Source organism: Streptomyces avidinii, from assembly GCF_045161815.1.
GTDB lineage: Bacteria > Actinomycetota > Actinomycetes > Streptomycetales > Streptomycetaceae > Streptomyces > Streptomyces avidinii.
The window spans coordinates 4,154,738-4,169,126 of sequence record NZ_CP108863.1; the positions used below are offsets into that span (position 1 = coordinate 4,154,738).

The following is a 14,389-nucleotide window of genomic DNA, read 5'->3' on the forward strand; positions in this document are numbered from 1 at the left end:
TCAGGCCCCCTTCGCCGGAGCGGGAGCGGGAGCGGGAGCCTGCGCCGCGGTACGGGCCGGATCCTTCGCACGGGCCGCGGCCCGGCCACCGCCGCCGGCCCGGGTCCACGGGGTGAGCAGGCGCTGTGCACCGAGCAGCAGCAGGTCGGCCACGAGCGCGAGCAGCACGCACAGCACGGAGGCGGTGAGCACCTGGGCCTTGAAGGAGCTGTTCACGGCCGGGGCGATGAGGTTGCCGAGGCCGCCCTTGCCGACGATGGAGCCGACGGTGGTCAGCGCGACCGTCGAGACGGTGGCGATCCGTACGCCGGCGAGCAGCGCGGGCAGCGCGAGCGGCAGTTCGACCTGCCACAGCAGGCGCCCGGGGCCGTATCCCATGCCGCGCGCGGCCTCCCGTACGTCCTCGGGGACGGCCTCCAGGCCGGCCAGCACGTTACGGACCAGGATCGTCAGCGAGTACAGCACCAGCCCGGTCACCACCAGCGCCGCCGAGAGCCCGAAGACGGGCAGCAGCAGGGAGAACATGGCCAGCGAGGGGATCGTGTAGAGCAGGGTGGTCAGGCCCAGGACGGGCGCCGCCCAGTGGCGGCCGCGGCGGGCCAGCAGGGCGAGCGGCACGGACACGGCGATGCCGATCAGGACGGATACGGCCGTGATCCATATGTGTTCGAGGGTGGCGTCGGTGAGTTCCTGGGAGCGGGAGGTGACGTAGTCCCAGCAGATCCAGTCGTTCGCCACGAGGCAGTTCTGCCCGGCCATGCCCCCACCCCCCATCATTCGAACGTACGTCTTCACGATCACCCGTCACAGCGACCCTAACCCCCACGACCCACAATGGCCGGAATCCTTCGCACTGGGGCAACACGCCCTTCACAAATCAGCGGCACGCGTGCGGAAAGATGAGCTTGTGATCCGATTCGAGCATGTGACCAAGCGCTACCCCGACGGGACGACAGCCGTCGAGGACCTGTCCTTCGAGGTGGCGGAGGGTGAGCTCGTCACGCTCGTGGGCCCGTCCGGCTGCGGCAAGACCACCACGATGAAGATGGTCAACCGGCTGATCGACCCGACCTCCGGCCGGATCCTGCTGAACGGCGAGGACATTGCGGCCGCCGACCCGGTCGAGCTGCGCCGCCGGATCGGGTACGTCATCCAGCAGGTCGGGCTGTTCCCGCACAAGACGGTGCTGGAGAACACGGCGACCGTGCCGCAGCTGATCGGCACCCCCAAGGCGCAGGCCCGCGCCCGGGCGGCCGAACTGCTCGAACTGGTGGGCCTGGACCCGGCCGTGTACGGGGGCCGGTACCCGGAGCAGCTGTCGGGCGGGCAGCGCCAGCGCGTCGGCGTGGCCCGCGCGCTCGCCGCCGATCCGCCGGTGCTGCTGATGGACGAGCCGTTCGGCGCCGTCGACCCGGTGGTGCGCGAGCGGCTGCAGAACGAGTTCCTGACGCTCCAGCGGACGGTGCGCAAGACGATCCTGCTGGTCACCCACGACCTGGAGGAGGCGATCCGGCTCGGCGACCGCATCGCGGTCTACGGGACGGGCACCATCGAGCAGTTCGCCCGCCCGGCGGCGGTGCTCGGGGCGCCGGCCACCGAGTACGTGGCCTCCTTCGTCGGCGCCGACCGGGGGCTCAAGCGGCTCGCGGTGACCGCGGTCGAGGCGGCCGACCTGGCGGCGGCGGAGGGGAAGGCCCCGGCCGCGACGGTGGCGCTGGGGGCGACGCTGCGCGAGGCGCTCGCGGCTCTGCTGCAGGAGGACTCGGGGCGGATCGGGGTCACCGACCCGCAGACCGGCGCACTGGCCGGCGTCCTGACCCCGGAGGCGGTCCACCGGGCGCTGCGGCGGGCCCAGCTGCAGGAGGCGTAGCCGAGGAACCGGCCCCGGGACAGCCCCGGGGCCGGCCCCCGGACAGTCCCGGAAACGGCTGTGACCGGCCTCGGGAGGCCGGTCACAGGTACGTCGGCGCCGGGTCGGCGCGGGGCGGTTCAGGCCTCCAGGCGATTGCTCATCCACGTGAGCATCGGCGGGATCTCCCGTCGCCACGTGTTGAAGTTGTGGCCACCGCTGTCGAGGATGATGGAGGAGACCCGGTCCGGGCCCTGCACCTTCTTGATGAACTTCTTGGTGTCGCCGAGGTTCGGCTCGCCCTTCTCGCTGCTGGTGACGAGGAAGGACGTACCGGTCGGCTTCTTGTTCGCGATGCTGTGCAGCACGTCCGCGCGCTTCTTCAGCTTCTCGTCCCCGTGGAACAGGTCACCGGTCGTCGGGTCGTCCGGGGCGTCGTAGTACGCGGACAGACCCGCGGCGGCACCGAAGGTCTCCGGGTAGTGCGCGGCGATCTTCAGAGCGCAGTAACCGCCCGTGGAGTTACCGATGAAGCCCATGTTCTGGGGCTTCTTGCCGACCCGGAAGGTGTCCTTGATGGCCTGCGGGAGGTCCTCGCCGAAGAAGGTCTCGGTCTGCGGTCCGCCGGGTATATCGACGCACTCGGTGTCACGCGGCGGCGCGATGGTCGGGCGCAGCATGACGAGGATCATCGGCTTCATCTTGCCCGACTTGGACAGGCTGAAGGCCTTCATCGGGTAGTCGAGCCCTTTGATCAGGTTCTCGGCGGTGCCCGGGTAGCCCGTCAGGACGATGGACGCGGGGAAGTTCTGGTCCTTGTGCTGCGGCTGGAAGTACTCCGGCGGGAGCCAGACGTAGCCGGGGCTCGTTATCTTCGACTTCTGCCCGGTTATGGCAACCTTCAGGATCTGACCACCGACCTGGGGCTTGGCGCCGCCGGGTACGTCCAGCTTCTGCTTGTCGACGACCTTGATGTCCTTGCTGCTCATCGAGTGGTCGACGACCTTGCCCATGGACGTCTCCTGGCCGAGCAGGTCGGCCCAGGAACCGTAGAAGAGGAACGACTTGTTAGCCGCGAGCCCCACAGCCGAGAACAGCGCCAGCTGGGTCGCCAGCAGCAGCCCGATGCGGCCGGCGAACGCGCGCCAGGTGCGGTTCGAGAGCTTCGGCCAGAACCAGACCGTGGCTGCGAAGAGCAGCACACCGGCGAAGATGGCCAGCGCCAGAACCGTATTACTGGTGAGACCCATGAGCAGTCAGTCGACTTTCTGGTGGCAGGACTGTTTTTTTCCGACGAAAGAGTGAACCCGCTCCTCGTCGATGTCGTCCTAAGGGACGCACCACACACCGGAGGCTGTTGCGGCCTTCGGCCACTTGATCTCTCGCGGAGCAACGGGAAGCGATGTCTAGCAGGATAGATGGCGATAAGTCGGGACAGGTTCCGAGCAGGGTCCGCCGAATCCTCCGAGGACCACAGCCGGAGTCGGTGCCCGGCCTGGTAGGTACGGCCGTCATGATCGTCGGCCTTCTGGACATCGCGGCAGGGGTGTTCCCCCGCTTCCGGCACAGCCGGATCCACGCGGTGGCGGAGGTGCTGCCGGTCTTCGGCCCGTTCGCGGCAGCCCTCGCCATCAGCGCGGGCGTACTGCTCCTGCTGCTCGCGCACGGCCTCAAGCGCCGCAAGCGCCGGGCCTGGCGGGCGGCGATGGTCCTGCTGCCGGCCGGCGCCGTGGCGCAGTTCCTCTACCGGCACTCGATCCCCGGTGTGGTGATCGCGGCGGTGCTCTTCGCGCTGCTGCTGCGCCACCAGGGTGAATTCAAGGCGCTGCCCGACCCGCGCAGCCGCTGGAAGGCGCTCGCGAACTTCGTGCTGATGAGCGCCGGCTCCATCGGACTCGGCCTGCTCATCGTCAACGTCCACCCGAACAAGGTCGTCGGCAACCCGGGCCTGTACGAGCAGATCACGCACGTCGTCTACGGCCTCTTCGGCTTCGAGGGCCCCGTCGACTACGCCGGCCAGGTCTCCTGGACCGTCGGCTACTCCCTCGGCGCGCTCGGCATGCTGACCGCCCTCACCACCATGTACCTCGCCTTCCGCCCCGAGCACCCGGCCGCCCGGCTCACCGCCGACGACGAGGGCAAGCTGCGCGAGCTGCTCGCCAAGCACGGCGGCCGCGACTCGCTCGGCCACTTCGCGCTCCGCCGCGACAAGGCCGTCGTCTTCTCCCCCAGCGGCAAGGCCGCCGTCACCTACCGCGTCGTCTCCGGCGTGATGCTCGCCTCCGGCGACCCCATCGGTGACGTCGAGGCCTGGCCCGGCGCGATCGAGCGGTTCATGGAAGAGGCCAAGGCCCACTCCTGGACCCCGGCCGTCATGGGCTGCAGCGAGACCGGCGGCGAGGTCTGGACCCGCGAGACCGGTCTCGACGCCCTGGAGCTGGGTGACGAGGCGATTGTCGATGTCAAAGACTTCTCCCTCTCGGGCCGCGCCATGCGCAATGTCCGCCAGATGGTGAAGCGCATCGAGCGCAACGGCTACACCACCAAGGTCCGCCGGGTCAGCGAGCTCACCGAGGCGGAGCTGGAGCAGGTGCGCGGCGCCGCCGAGGCCTGGCGCGGCACCGACACCGAGCGCGGCTTCTCGATGGCGCTGGGCCGGGTCGGCGACCCGGGCGACGGCGACTGCTTCATCGCCACCGCCCACCGCGTCGAGGAGGGCGACACCAGCCCCTTCGGCGACCTGAAGGCCGTCCTGCACTTCGTCCCGTGGGGCGCCGACGGCATGTCGCTGGAGCTGATGCGCCGCGACCGCGCCGCCGACCCCGGCATGAACGAGCTGCTGATCGTCGCCTCCCTGGAGGCCGCCCCCGGTCTGAAGATCGAGAAGGTCTCGCTGAACTTCGCGATGTTCCGCTCGGCCCTCGCCCGCGGCGAGAAGATCGGCGCCGGCCCGGTCCTGCGGATGTGGCGGGGCCTGCTGGTCTTCCTGTCCCGCTGGTTCCAGATCGAGTCGCTGTACAAGTTCAACGCGAAGTTCCGCCCCCGCTGGGAGCCCCGCTTCGTGGTCTTCCGCACCACCCGCGACCTGCCCCGCATCGGCTTCGCCGCGATGCAGGCCGAGGGCTTCGTGACGCTGGCCCTGCCCCGGCTGTTCGCCAGCCGCCGGCGGCCCAAGCCGGTGCGCACCTGCACGCACACCCACATGACGACGGTGCCCAAGCAGACCGAGCGCGAGGTCCAGGCGGCGTAGCCCCCGCCGGGCGTGCGGGACCCGCGGCCCCGCACGCGGCGGGGCCTCCCGCGTCGGGCCCGGGATCCGGGCCCGAGCCCGCATCCGGGGAAGCCGGACGCAGATCCGGGGCAGTCCCCGTACGCAGAGCCCGTACGCAGTCCCCGTACGCCCGCCCGGCCGGGGCCCCGGCGGCCACGAGCCGCCGGGGCCCTGCTGTATCCAGGTCAGCCCTACCCTTGGACCTATGAACACGATGCGCGGAGCCACCGGCAGGGGCCGGGTCGCAGGTCTGCCGGACTGGGACCGCTGCGGGGTCATGGGCGTGGTCAACGTCACCCCCGACTCCTTCTCCGACGGCGGTCGCTGGTTCGACACCACGGCCGCGGTCAAGCGCGGCCTCGACCTCGTCGAGCACGGCGCCGACCTCGTCGACGTCGGCGGCGAGTCCACCCGCCCCGGAGCCTCCCGCGTCGACGAGGAGGAGGAGCTGCGCCGGGTCGTCCCCGTGGTGCGCGGCCTGGCCTCCGAGGGCGTCACCGTCTCCGTCGACACCATGCGCGCGACCGTCGCCGCCCGGGCCGTCGAGGCCGGCGCGATGCTGGTCAACGACGTCAGCGGCGGCCTGGCCGACCCCGGGATGATCCCGGCCGTCGCTGCCGCCGAGGTGCCCTTCGTCGTGATGCACTGGCGCGGCTTCAGCGCCGGCATGAACAGCCTCGCCGTCTACGAGGACGTGGTCGCCGAGGTGACCGCCGAGCTGCGGGCCCGCATCGACGCGGTCGTGGCCGGCGGTATCGCCCCCGAGCGTCTCCTGGTCGACCCCGGTCTCGGCTTCGCGAAGAACGCCGAACACGACCTGGCCCTGGTCGCCCACCTCCCCGAGCTGCGCGCGCTGGGCTTCCCGCTGCTGGTCGCCGCGTCGAGGAAGCGTTTCCTCGGCCGGGTCCTGGCAGGCGCGGCCGACGCGGCCCCGCCGCCCGCCCGCGAGCGCGACGCCGCCACGGCCGCCGTCTCCGCGATCGCCGCCCACCAGGGCGCCTGGGCCGTACGCGTCCACGAGGTACGGGCGACCGCGGACGCCGTTCGGGTTGCGCGGGCCGTCGAAGGGGCACTCTGATCGTCACCCACCGACAAGGAGCACCGTGAGCAGAACCGACATCGAGGCGGTCGAAGAGGTCAACACGGCCTTCTACGAGGCAATGGAGCGGGGGGACTTCGACTCACTGTCGGCGCTCTGGCTGGAGGACGAGATCTCCTGCGTGCACCCCGGCTGGCCGGTGCTGTCGGGCCGCGGCGAGGTCCTGCGCTCGTACGCGCTCATCATGTCGCACACCGACTACATCCAGTTCTTCCTGACCGACACCAAAGTGGCCGTAATAGGTGATACCGCCCTGGTCACCTGTACGGAGAACATCCTCAGCGGCGGCCCCGCCGAGGACGGCGGGGAACTCGGCCCGCTCGTCGGTCAGCTGGTCGTCGCCACGAATGTGTTCCGACGCACATCCGAGGGCTGGCGACTGTGGTCCCACCACGGTTCTCCCGTCCTCACGGAGTCCGACGACGACGAGGATGAGGACGCCTCCTGACCCCTCCGGCGGGACCCGGAGTATTTCGCAGGTAAATTCGAAGACGGACGACGCCGACCGCACTCGGCGCAGGCCCATGGCCCCGGGGAGCCCCGGGACCGGAAGCACCTACGAAAGCAGGAGTGATTCGCGTGGATCGTGTCGCGCTGCGCGGCCTCAAGGCTCGCGGGCACCACGGCGTCTTCCCCCGGGAGCGCGAGGAAGGCCAGACCTTCATCGTCGACCTCGTGCTGCACCTCGACACCCGTCCCGCTGCGGCCGGAGACGACCTGGCGAAGACCGTGCACTACGGGGTCGTCGCCGAAGAGGTCGTCGACGTGGTCCAGGGTGAGCCCGTCGACCTGATCGAAACCCTGGCCGAGCGAATCGCCCAGCAGTGCCTCAAGCACGAAGCGGTGGCGCAGGTGGAGGTCGTCGTCCACAAGCCGGACGCGCCCATCACCGTCCCCTTCGACGACGTGACCATCACGATCACCCGGAGCCGCGCATGAACAACGGACTGAACGCTCAGAGCGACCCCACCGTCCAGCCGGTCCCCGCCTCCGTCGTGGAGGCGGTCGACGCGGCGGACGTCACCCTGTCCAACCCCAAATGGGCCGTCATCGCGCTCGGCGCGAACCTCGGCAACCGGCTGGAGACCTTGCAGGGCGCCATCGACGCCCTCGGCGACACCCCGGGCATGCGGGTCAAGGCCGTCTCCCCCGTCTACGAGACCGAGCCGTGGGGCGTCGAGCCCGGCTCGCAGCCCTCGTACCTGAACGCCGTCGTCGCCGTGAAGACCACCCTGCCGCCGTCCTCGCTCCTGGAGCGCGCGCACGCCGTCGAGGAGGCCTTCGACCGCGTCCGCGAGGAGCGCTGGGGCCCGCGCACCATCGACGTGGACATCGTCGCGTACGCCGACCGCGTCTCCGACGACCCGGTCCTCACCCTCCCGCACCCGCGCGCCCACCAGCGCGCCTTCGTGCTGGCCCCCTGGCACGACATCGACCCGGAAGCCCGGATCCCGGGCCGCGGAGAGGTCGCCGCGCTGCTGGCCGAGATCGGTCTGGTCGGCGTGACGCCGCGCCTCGACCTGGAACTCCACCTCCCCGAATAGTCGTTAGCCTGTTCACGGCTATTCGCTGAAAGTGGGGAACAGGCAAGTGAAGCAACTGAGGCCGGCGGTCCTGGCAGGCATCTTCGTGGTCGCCGGGGTCCTGTCCTGGGCCGGCGCACGCCTGTGGAACGCCTACGGCATCCTGCCGGGCGTTCCGCTGGCCGCGCCGATCGTCCTGGGCGTCATCGCGGTGGTGCTGCTGGCCACCGCCCTGTCGCTGAGGTCCCGCCTCAAGGCCCAGCGCGAGCGCCGCCCGGGCGCCAAGGGCGTGGAGCCGCTGATGGCGGCCCGCGCGGTGGTCTTCGCCCAGGCCAGCGCCCTGGTGGCGGCCCTGGTCGCGGGCATGTACGGCGGCGTGGGCGTCTTCCTGCTGACCGACGCCCTCGACGTCCCGGCCCGCCGCGACCAGGCCTGGTACGCCGGCTTCTCGGTCCTGGCGGGCGTCGCGGTCATCGCCGCGGCCCTCTTCCTGGAACACGTCCTCAAGCTCCCCGAGGACGACGAAACCCCGGAAGCCCCGGCCGCTCACGCCTGACGGCGCCGGTCCGGGGCGTACGGGCCCACGGGCCACGGGCGCCTACACGCTGTGTGCAGGCACCGGCTCAGCGGGCCATGATCAGGCTCATGGCCTCGTTGCGGGTGGCGGGGTCGCGGAGCTGGCCGCGGACCGCCGAGGTGATCGTCTTCGCGCCGGGCTTGCGGACCCCGCGCATCGTCATGCACATGTGCTCGCACTCGATGACCACGATGACCCCGCGCGGCTCCAGGATCTCCATCAGGGAGTCCGCTATCTGCGTGGTCAGCCGCTCCTGCACCTGCGGGCGGCGGGCGAACACGTCCACGAGGCGGGCGAGCTTGGACAGGCCGGTGATCTTGCCGTCGGTGGACGGGATGTAGCCGACGTGGGCCACGCCGTGGAAGGGAACCAGGTGATGTTCGCAGTTCGACATGACCTCGATGTCCTTCACCAGGACCATCTCGTCGTGACCGAGGTCGAACGTCGTGGTCAGGACCTCTTCGGGCTTCTGGTAGAGGCCGGCGAATATCTCCCGGTACGACCGCGCCACGCGCGCCGGGGTCTCCAGCAGGCCCTCGCGGTCCGGGTCCTCGCCGACCGCGATCAGCAGCTCACGGACCGCCGCCTCGGCGCGCTTCTCGTCGAACACGCCGATCGTGCCCTCGTCGCCGGTCAGGGTCACTGGGTCCGTCATTGCTTCCTCGTTCCTGTGTGCCTGTGCACTCGCACTCGCGGGCACGTGAAATGAAAGTGCCGCGCCCCCCAGGCTAGAACCTGGGGGGCGCGGCTTCCATTCCGGGTGGACGGGCTCGCGGACTAGTCCGTGAGCTCCTCCGGGGAGGCCTCGGGGGCCTTCTCCACCGACACGGCCGACGTGCCGTTCGCCGAGTTCGTCAGCTGGAGCTCCTTGGGAGAGAGCACCGGCGGACGGGTGGAGGGGGTGCGGCGGGAGGAGCCGGTCCACGCGGGGCGGGCCGGACGCTTCACGATCGTCGAGAAGATCTCGGCGATCTGCTCCTTGTTCAGCGTCTCCTTCTCCAGCAGCGCGAGGACCAGGTTGTCGAGGACGTCACGGTTCTCGACGAGGATCTCCCAGGCCTCGTTGTGCGCGGTCTCGATGAGCTTCTTGACCTCTTCGTCGACCAGCGCCGCGACCTCTTCCGAGTAGTCCCGCGGGTGCGACATCTCGCGGCCCAGGAACGGCTCGGTGTTGTCGCCGCCGAACTTGATCGCACCGAGACGCTCGGTCATGCCGTACTGCGTGACCATGGCCCGCGCCGTGGCGGTGGCCTTCTCGATGTCGTTCGCCGCGCCGGTGGTCGGGTCGTGGAAGACCAGCTCCTCGGCCGCGCGCCCGCCCAGCATGTACGCCAGCTGGTCGAGCATCTCGTTGCGCGTGGTCGAGTACTTGTCCTCGTCGGGCAGGACCATGGTGTAACCCAGGGCCCGGCCGCGGGACAGGATCGTGATCTTGTGGACCGGGTCGGAGTTCGGGGAGGCCGCCGCGACCAGGGCGTGTCCGCCCTCGTGGTACGCGGTGATCTTCTTTTCCCGGTCCGACATGATCCGGGTCCGCTTCTGCGGGCCCGCCACGACACGGTCGATCGCCTCGTCCAGCGCGTGGTTGTCGACCAGCTTCTTGTCCGAGCGGGCCGTGAGCAGCGCGGCCTCGTTCAGGACGTTGGAGAGATCGGCACCGGTGAAGCCGGGCGTACGACGGGCAACGGCGCCCAGGTCGACGTCCGGGGCGACCGGCTTGCCCTTCTGGTGGACCTTGAGGATCTCCAGACGGCCCTGCATGTCCGGACGGTCGACCGCGATCTGCCGGTCGAAGCGGCCGGGGCGCAGCAGTGCCGGGTCGAGGATGTCCGGACGGTTCGTGGCGGCGATCAGGATGACCCCGCCCTTCACGTCGAAGCCGTCCATCTCGACCAGCAGCTGGTTGAGGGTCTGCTCACGCTCGTCGTGACCGCCGCCGAGACCCGCACCGCGGTGCCGGCCGACGGCGTCGATCTCGTCGACGAAGACGATCGCCGGGGCGTTGGCCTTGGCCTGCTCGAACAGGTCACGGACACGCGAGGCACCGACACCGACGAACATCTCGACGAAGTCGGATCCGGAGATCGAGTAGAAGGGGACACCGGCCTCGCCCGCGACGGCGCGCGCGAGCAGGGTCTTACCGGTGCCGGGCGGGCCGTACAGCAGCACGCCCTTGGGGATCTTGGCGCCGACGGCCTGGAACTTCGCCGGCTCCTGGAGGAACTCCTTGATCTCGTGGAGTTCCTCGACGGCCTCGTCCGCGCCCGCGACATCGGCGAACGTCGTCTTCGGGGTGTCCTTGGTGATGAGCTTGGCCTTGGACTTCCCGAAGTTCATGACCCGGGAGCCGCCACCCTGCATCTGGTTCATCAGGAACAGGAAGACAACGACGATGAGGACGAAGGGCAGGAGAGAGAGCAGCACGCTCAGGAACGGGCTGGTCTTGTCCGGCGCGACCTTGTAGCCGTCGGGGATCTGACCGGCTTCGTACTTCTTCTGGAGATTGTCCGCGAGCTGAACGCCCTGGTCTCCGATGTAGTTGGCCTGGAACTTGGTGCCGGAGTTGTCGCCGAGCTTCTGGTCCTTCTTCAGCTCGACCTTGATCATCTGGCTGTCGCCGGTGGTGAGCTCGGCGCTCTGCACCTGGCCGCTGTTGATCGCCTTGATGACCTCGCTGGTGTCCACCGTCTTGTAGCCGCCGCCGGAGCCGACGACATTCATCAACACGACCACGGCGAGGACGGCCAGCACGATCCACATGACCGGCCCACGGAAGTATCGCTTCACGTCCATCCATACGGGGCGCCAGGCGCCCCGTCCCTCCTGCCCGTAGGTAAATGCTGCTGTGAGTAAAGACTGTTCTTCGGAATGTACCCCTGTATTGTCACCCGCGGCCTCATGGGACGGCTGACAGACCCGCCTTCCCCTGCTCCAACGGCGGGAATCGCCCCCAGGTTCCCCGCGGGCCTGCCGGGGTTCCCGGGGACGGGAGCGGGATCAGCCGCCGTAGACGTGCGGGGCGAGGGTGCCGACGAACGGCAGGTTGCGGTACTTCTCCGCGTAGTCGAGGCCGTAGCCCACGACGAACTCGTTCGGGATGTCGAAGCCGACCCACTTCACGTCGATCGCGACCTTCGCGGCCTCCGGCTTGCGCAGCAGCGTGACGACCTCCAGGGAGGCCGGCTGGCGCGAGCCCAGGTTCGACAGCAGCCAGGACAGCGTCAGACCCGAGTCGATGATGTCCTCGACGATCAGGACGTGCTTGTCCTTGATGTCGGTGTCCAGGTCCTTGAGGATCCGCACCACGCCCGAGGACTGGGTCCCGGCGCCGTACGAGGACACCGCCATCCAGTCCATGGTGAGGGGGGTGGACAAGGCACGCGCCAGGTCCGCCATCACCATCACCGCGCCCTTGAGCACACCGACGATGAGCAGGTCCTTGCCCGCGTACTCCGCGTCGATCTTCGCGGCCAGCTCGGCCAGCTTCGCGTCGATCTCTTCCTTGGTGATGAGCACCGACTGGAGGTCGCTGCCCATGTCCTTCTCGTCCACCCGCATCACTTTCGTTGTCGGCCGGGGCTCCGGGGGACGACCCCGGAGGACTCAGCCGTGTTTCAGCACCAATCAGCCCTGCCGAATGACAAGTCTGCCACCCTGCCGCTGGGCCTCGACCCGGCCGGGCAGGTTGATGGCGCCCTGACCGCGCCATCCGGTGATGAGACGGTCGACTTCTTCGATGTGGCGGGCGAAGAGGGAGCCCGCGGGGGACCCGGCGGCGACCACGGCCCTGCGCAGCACACGGCGCCGGACGGCCGGGGGCAGGGCGTAGAGCTTGGCGCACTCCAGGCGCCCGTCCGCGTCGCGTACGCCGGTCTCCGCCTCGGCGGCCCAGGCGTCCAGGGCGTCGGCGTCGTCCCGGGAGAGCTGCGCGGTGCGGGCGAGTGCCTCGACGACTCCCTTGCCGAGCGCCTTCTCGAGGGCGGGCAGTCCCTCGTGGCGCAGCCGGGAGCGGGTGTAGGCGGGGTCCATGTTGTGCGGGTCGTCCCAGACGGGGAGGGACTGGACCATGCAGGCCTTGCGGGCGGTCTGGCGGTCGACCTGGAGGAAGGGCCGGCGGTAGCGGTTCGTGCGGCCGGCGGTGCCGGGACCGCCGGAGACCTCGGGCATGCCGGACAGCGAGCGGATGCCGGAGCCGCGGGCCAGGCCCAGCAGGACGGTTTCGGCTTGATCGTCCCGGGTGTGGCCGAGCAGCACGGCGGCGGCGCCGAGCCGGTCCGCGGCCTCGTCCAGGGCCCCGTAGCGGGCGTCGCGGGCGGCGGCCTCGGGTCCACCGTCACGGCCGACGCGCACGGCGACGGACTCCACCGGGTCGAGGCGGAGTGCGGTCATGCGGGTGACGACCTCGGCGGCGCGCAGGTCGGAGCCGGGCTGGAGGCCGTGGTCGACGGTGATGCCGCCGGCGCGGATGCCGAGCTTGGGGGCCTCGAAGGCGAGGGCCGAGGCGAGGGCCATGGAGTCGGCGCCGCCGGAGCAGGCGACGAGGACGAGCGGCAGGGAGCCCCCGGGGGTGCGGGGGGCGGGGGGACTGCCCGGGTGATCGGTGAGGTCGGTGAGGACGTCGTGGAGTACGCGGCGGACCGCCAGGCGTATCGCCGCGACCGCAGGATGGGGACCCATGTCCGGTGCCCTTCGATGGAGTTCGGATGCCTCGGAGGCGTTGGGGTGGTGTGCTGGGGTGCTGCTGCCCGGCTGCCCCCGCGGAACGGGAGGATGTCACTCAGAGTGCGTCGATGGTGACAGAACCGAGCCGTTCCCCGAGCATCGCACGCCCTTCCACGGCCCACGGTCCCTCGGACGGGTGACGCTGCTTCCCCCAGTGAGACATGTTTACGCCCCCTGTGTCACTCCGCTTCGCTCTGTTCGCTCCCCTTGCTGTGCACCCGGGAGACCCAGTCGGCGGGCCTGGCGATCTCGGCCTTGGTCGGCAACGTGTTCGGGGAGGTCCACACGCGGTTGAAGCCGTCCATGCCGACCTGGCCGACGACGGCGCGCACGAACCGCTCGCCGTCGCGGTACTGGCGCAGCTTGGCGTCGAGGCCCAGCAGCTTGCGCAGGGCGGCGTCGAGCCGGCCGGCCCCGCTGGCCCTGCGCTGCTGGAACTTCTCCCGGATCTCGGCGACCGAGGGCACCACCTGGGGGCCGACCCCGTCCATGACGAAGTCGGCGTGGCCCTCCAGCAGGGACATGACGGCGGTGAGGCGGGCCAGGATCTCGCGCTGCTCGGGGGTCTGTACGAGCTCCACGAGCGAGCGGCCCTCGTCTCCGGCCTCGGCGTCCGGGCGGGCGCCGGCGAAGGACTGGGCGGCCTCGCGGATGCGTTCCAGGACGGTGCCCGGGTCCACGTCGGTGGCGCCGAGGAAAGTCTGGATTTCGCCTTCGAGGTGGGCGCGCAGCCATGGGACGGCCGTGAACTGTGTACGGTGCGTCTCCTCGTGCAGGCAGACCCACAGCCGGAAGTCGTGCGGGTGCACCTCCAGCTCGCGCTCGACGTGCACGATGTTGGGCGCGACGAGCAGCAGCCGGCCGCCCGCGGCCGAGGCCGGCAGGTCCCGGGAGACCGGCGCGAAGGTCTCGTACTGGCCCAGGACCCGGGAGGCCAGGAAGCTGAGCAGCATGCCCAGCTCGACGCCGGTGACCTTGCCGCCGACCGCGCCGAGCACGGCTCCGCCGGGGGCGCCCGCGCGGCGTTCCTGCATCTTGCCGAGAAGCGGCTGGAGCAGCTCGCGGAAGCCCGCGACGTTGGCCTTGGCCCAGCCGGCCCGGTCGACGACCAGGACGGGCGTGTCGGGGACGGCCGCCCCCTCCGGGATCATCCGGGTGAACTCGCGCACGTGCCGTTCCGAGGTCCTGGCGTGCCGCCGCAGCTCCGCCACGACGGCCCGCGCCTCGTCCCGGGTGACCTCCGGGCCGGGTCGTACCAGCCGGGTCGCGGTCGCCACCGCGAGGTTCCAGTCGACCATCTCCGCACCACTGATGCTCGTCATGCGTCAACCGTACGTGGACCGGCCCT

14 protein-coding genes are annotated in these 14,389 nt (G+C 70.4%); 7 read left to right on the plus strand and 7 right to left on the minus strand.

Annotated features, from left to right (window positions below):
• The gene (locus OG373_RS18375) at positions 1-759 is read right to left on the minus strand and encodes an ABC transporter permease (protein ID WP_405439265.1); all 759 of its coding nucleotides are present in this window, start codon (positions 757-759) and stop codon (positions 1-3) included.
• Between the two features lie 148 nt (positions 760-907).
• Here OG373_RS18375 and OG373_RS18380 point away from each other — a divergent pair, with 148 nt between their 5' ends.
• On the plus strand, positions 908-1,870 hold the full coding sequence (locus OG373_RS18380) for an ABC transporter ATP-binding protein (protein WP_405439266.1): 963 nt from the start codon (positions 908-910) through the stop codon (positions 1,868-1,870).
• A 119-nt stretch (positions 1,871-1,989) separates the two neighbouring features.
• Here the strand turns inward: OG373_RS18380 and OG373_RS18385 are convergent, their stop codons facing one another.
• A complete protein-coding gene (locus OG373_RS18385; protein WP_405439267.1) occupies positions 1,990-3,099 on the minus strand; it encodes an alpha/beta hydrolase in 1,110 nt (369 codons plus the stop codon).
• A gap of 152 nt (positions 3,100-3,251) precedes the next feature.
• Here OG373_RS18385 and OG373_RS18390 point away from each other — a divergent pair, with 152 nt between their 5' ends.
• The 6 genes from OG373_RS18390 to OG373_RS18415 all read left to right on the plus strand — a co-directional run bounded on the left by OG373_RS18390 (position 3,252) and on the right by OG373_RS18415 (position 8,298).
• The gene (locus OG373_RS18390) at positions 3,252-5,099 is read left to right on the plus strand and encodes a phosphatidylglycerol lysyltransferase domain-containing protein (protein ID WP_397732811.1); all 1,848 of its coding nucleotides are present in this window, start codon (positions 3,252-3,254) and stop codon (positions 5,097-5,099) included.
• A 235-nt stretch (positions 5,100-5,334) separates the two neighbouring features.
• Complete coding sequence (gene folP, locus OG373_RS18395) at positions 5,335-6,198, plus strand: dihydropteroate synthase (protein WP_405444114.1); 864 nt, start codon at positions 5,335-5,337, stop codon at positions 6,196-6,198.
• A gap of 25 nt (positions 6,199-6,223) precedes the next feature.
• Positions 6,224-6,667: a nuclear transport factor 2 family protein gene (locus OG373_RS18400; protein ID WP_266483259.1), complete on the plus strand. Its 444-nt coding sequence runs from the start codon at positions 6,224-6,226 to the stop codon at positions 6,665-6,667.
• Positions 6,668-6,798: 131 nt separating this feature from the next.
• Positions 6,799-7,158 carry a dihydroneopterin aldolase gene (folB, locus tag OG373_RS18405; protein ID WP_030010912.1) on the plus strand — a complete coding sequence of 120 codons (360 nt, stop codon included), beginning with the start codon at positions 6,799-6,801 and terminating at the stop codon, positions 7,156-7,158.
• The gene (gene folK, locus OG373_RS18410) at positions 7,155-7,763 is read left to right on the plus strand and encodes a 2-amino-4-hydroxy-6-hydroxymethyldihydropteridine diphosphokinase (protein ID WP_405439268.1); all 609 of its coding nucleotides are present in this window, start codon (positions 7,155-7,157) and stop codon (positions 7,761-7,763) included. Before folB ends, folK begins: the two co-directional genes overlap by 4 nt.
• Before the next feature lie 46 nt (positions 7,764-7,809).
• Entirely contained in the window at positions 7,810-8,298 is a 489-nt protein-coding gene (locus OG373_RS18415) for a DUF3180 domain-containing protein (protein WP_405439269.1), read from the plus strand.
• A 67-nt stretch (positions 8,299-8,365) separates the two neighbouring features.
• Here the strand turns inward: OG373_RS18415 and folE are convergent, their stop codons facing one another.
• The 5 genes from folE to OG373_RS18440 all read right to left on the minus strand — a co-directional run bounded on the left by folE (position 8,366) and on the right by OG373_RS18440 (position 14,363).
• A complete protein-coding gene (gene folE / locus OG373_RS18420; protein WP_405439270.1) occupies positions 8,366-8,974 on the minus strand; it encodes a GTP cyclohydrolase I FolE in 609 nt (202 codons plus the stop codon).
• Positions 8,975-9,096: 122 nt separating this feature from the next.
• Positions 9,097-11,112 (minus strand): ATP-dependent zinc metalloprotease FtsH, encoded by a 2,016-nt coding sequence (gene ftsH, locus OG373_RS18425; RefSeq protein WP_189972089.1) that lies wholly within the window; start codon positions 11,110-11,112, stop codon positions 9,097-9,099.
• A 204-nt stretch (positions 11,113-11,316) separates the two neighbouring features.
• Positions 11,317-11,877 carry a hypoxanthine phosphoribosyltransferase gene (gene hpt / locus OG373_RS18430; protein ID WP_030228417.1) on the minus strand — a complete coding sequence of 187 codons (561 nt, stop codon included), beginning with the start codon at positions 11,875-11,877 and terminating at the stop codon, positions 11,317-11,319.
• Positions 11,878-11,943: 66 nt separating this feature from the next.
• Complete coding sequence (tilS, locus tag OG373_RS18435; protein WP_397732814.1) at positions 11,944-12,996, minus strand: tRNA lysidine(34) synthetase TilS; 1,053 nt, start codon at positions 12,994-12,996, stop codon at positions 11,944-11,946.
• Positions 12,997-13,220: 224 nt separating this feature from the next.
• Positions 13,221-14,363: a zinc-dependent metalloprotease gene (locus OG373_RS18440; RefSeq protein ID WP_405439271.1), complete on the minus strand. Its 1,143-nt coding sequence runs from the start codon at positions 14,361-14,363 to the stop codon at positions 13,221-13,223.
• Positions 14,364-14,389 lie beyond the last annotated feature (26 nt).

Excerpts from the sequence above, each read along its gene's own strand:
- OG373_RS18440 (WP_405439271.1), bottom strand. The coding sequence starts at position 14,363 with ATGACGAGCATCAGTGGTGCGGAGATGGTCGACTGGAACCTCGCGGTG.
- hpt (WP_030228417.1), bottom strand. The coding sequence starts at position 11,877 with ATGCGGGTGGACGAGAAGGACATGGGCAGCGACCTCCAGTCGGTGCTC.
- folE (WP_405439270.1), bottom strand. The coding sequence starts at position 8,974 with ATGACGGACCCAGTGACCCTGACCGGCGACGAGGGCACGATCGGCGTG.
- folP (WP_405444114.1), top strand. The coding sequence starts at position 5,335 with ATGCGCGGAGCCACCGGCAGGGGCCGGGTCGCAGGTCTGCCGGACTGG.
- tilS (WP_397732814.1), bottom strand. The coding sequence starts at position 12,996 with ATGGGTCCCCATCCTGCGGTCGCGGCGATACGCCTGGCGGTCCGCCGC.
- ftsH (WP_189972089.1), bottom strand. The coding sequence starts at position 11,112 with ATGGACGTGAAGCGATACTTCCGTGGGCCGGTCATGTGGATCGTGCTG.
- OG373_RS18385 (WP_405439267.1), bottom strand. The coding sequence starts at position 3,099 with ATGGGTCTCACCAGTAATACGGTTCTGGCGCTGGCCATCTTCGCCGGT.
- folK (WP_405439268.1), top strand. The coding sequence starts at position 7,155 with ATGAACAACGGACTGAACGCTCAGAGCGACCCCACCGTCCAGCCGGTC.
- OG373_RS18390 (WP_397732811.1), top strand. The coding sequence starts at position 3,252 with ATGTCTAGCAGGATAGATGGCGATAAGTCGGGACAGGTTCCGAGCAGG.
- OG373_RS18375 (WP_405439265.1), bottom strand. The coding sequence starts at position 759 with ATGGCCGGGCAGAACTGCCTCGTGGCGAACGACTGGATCTGCTGGGAC.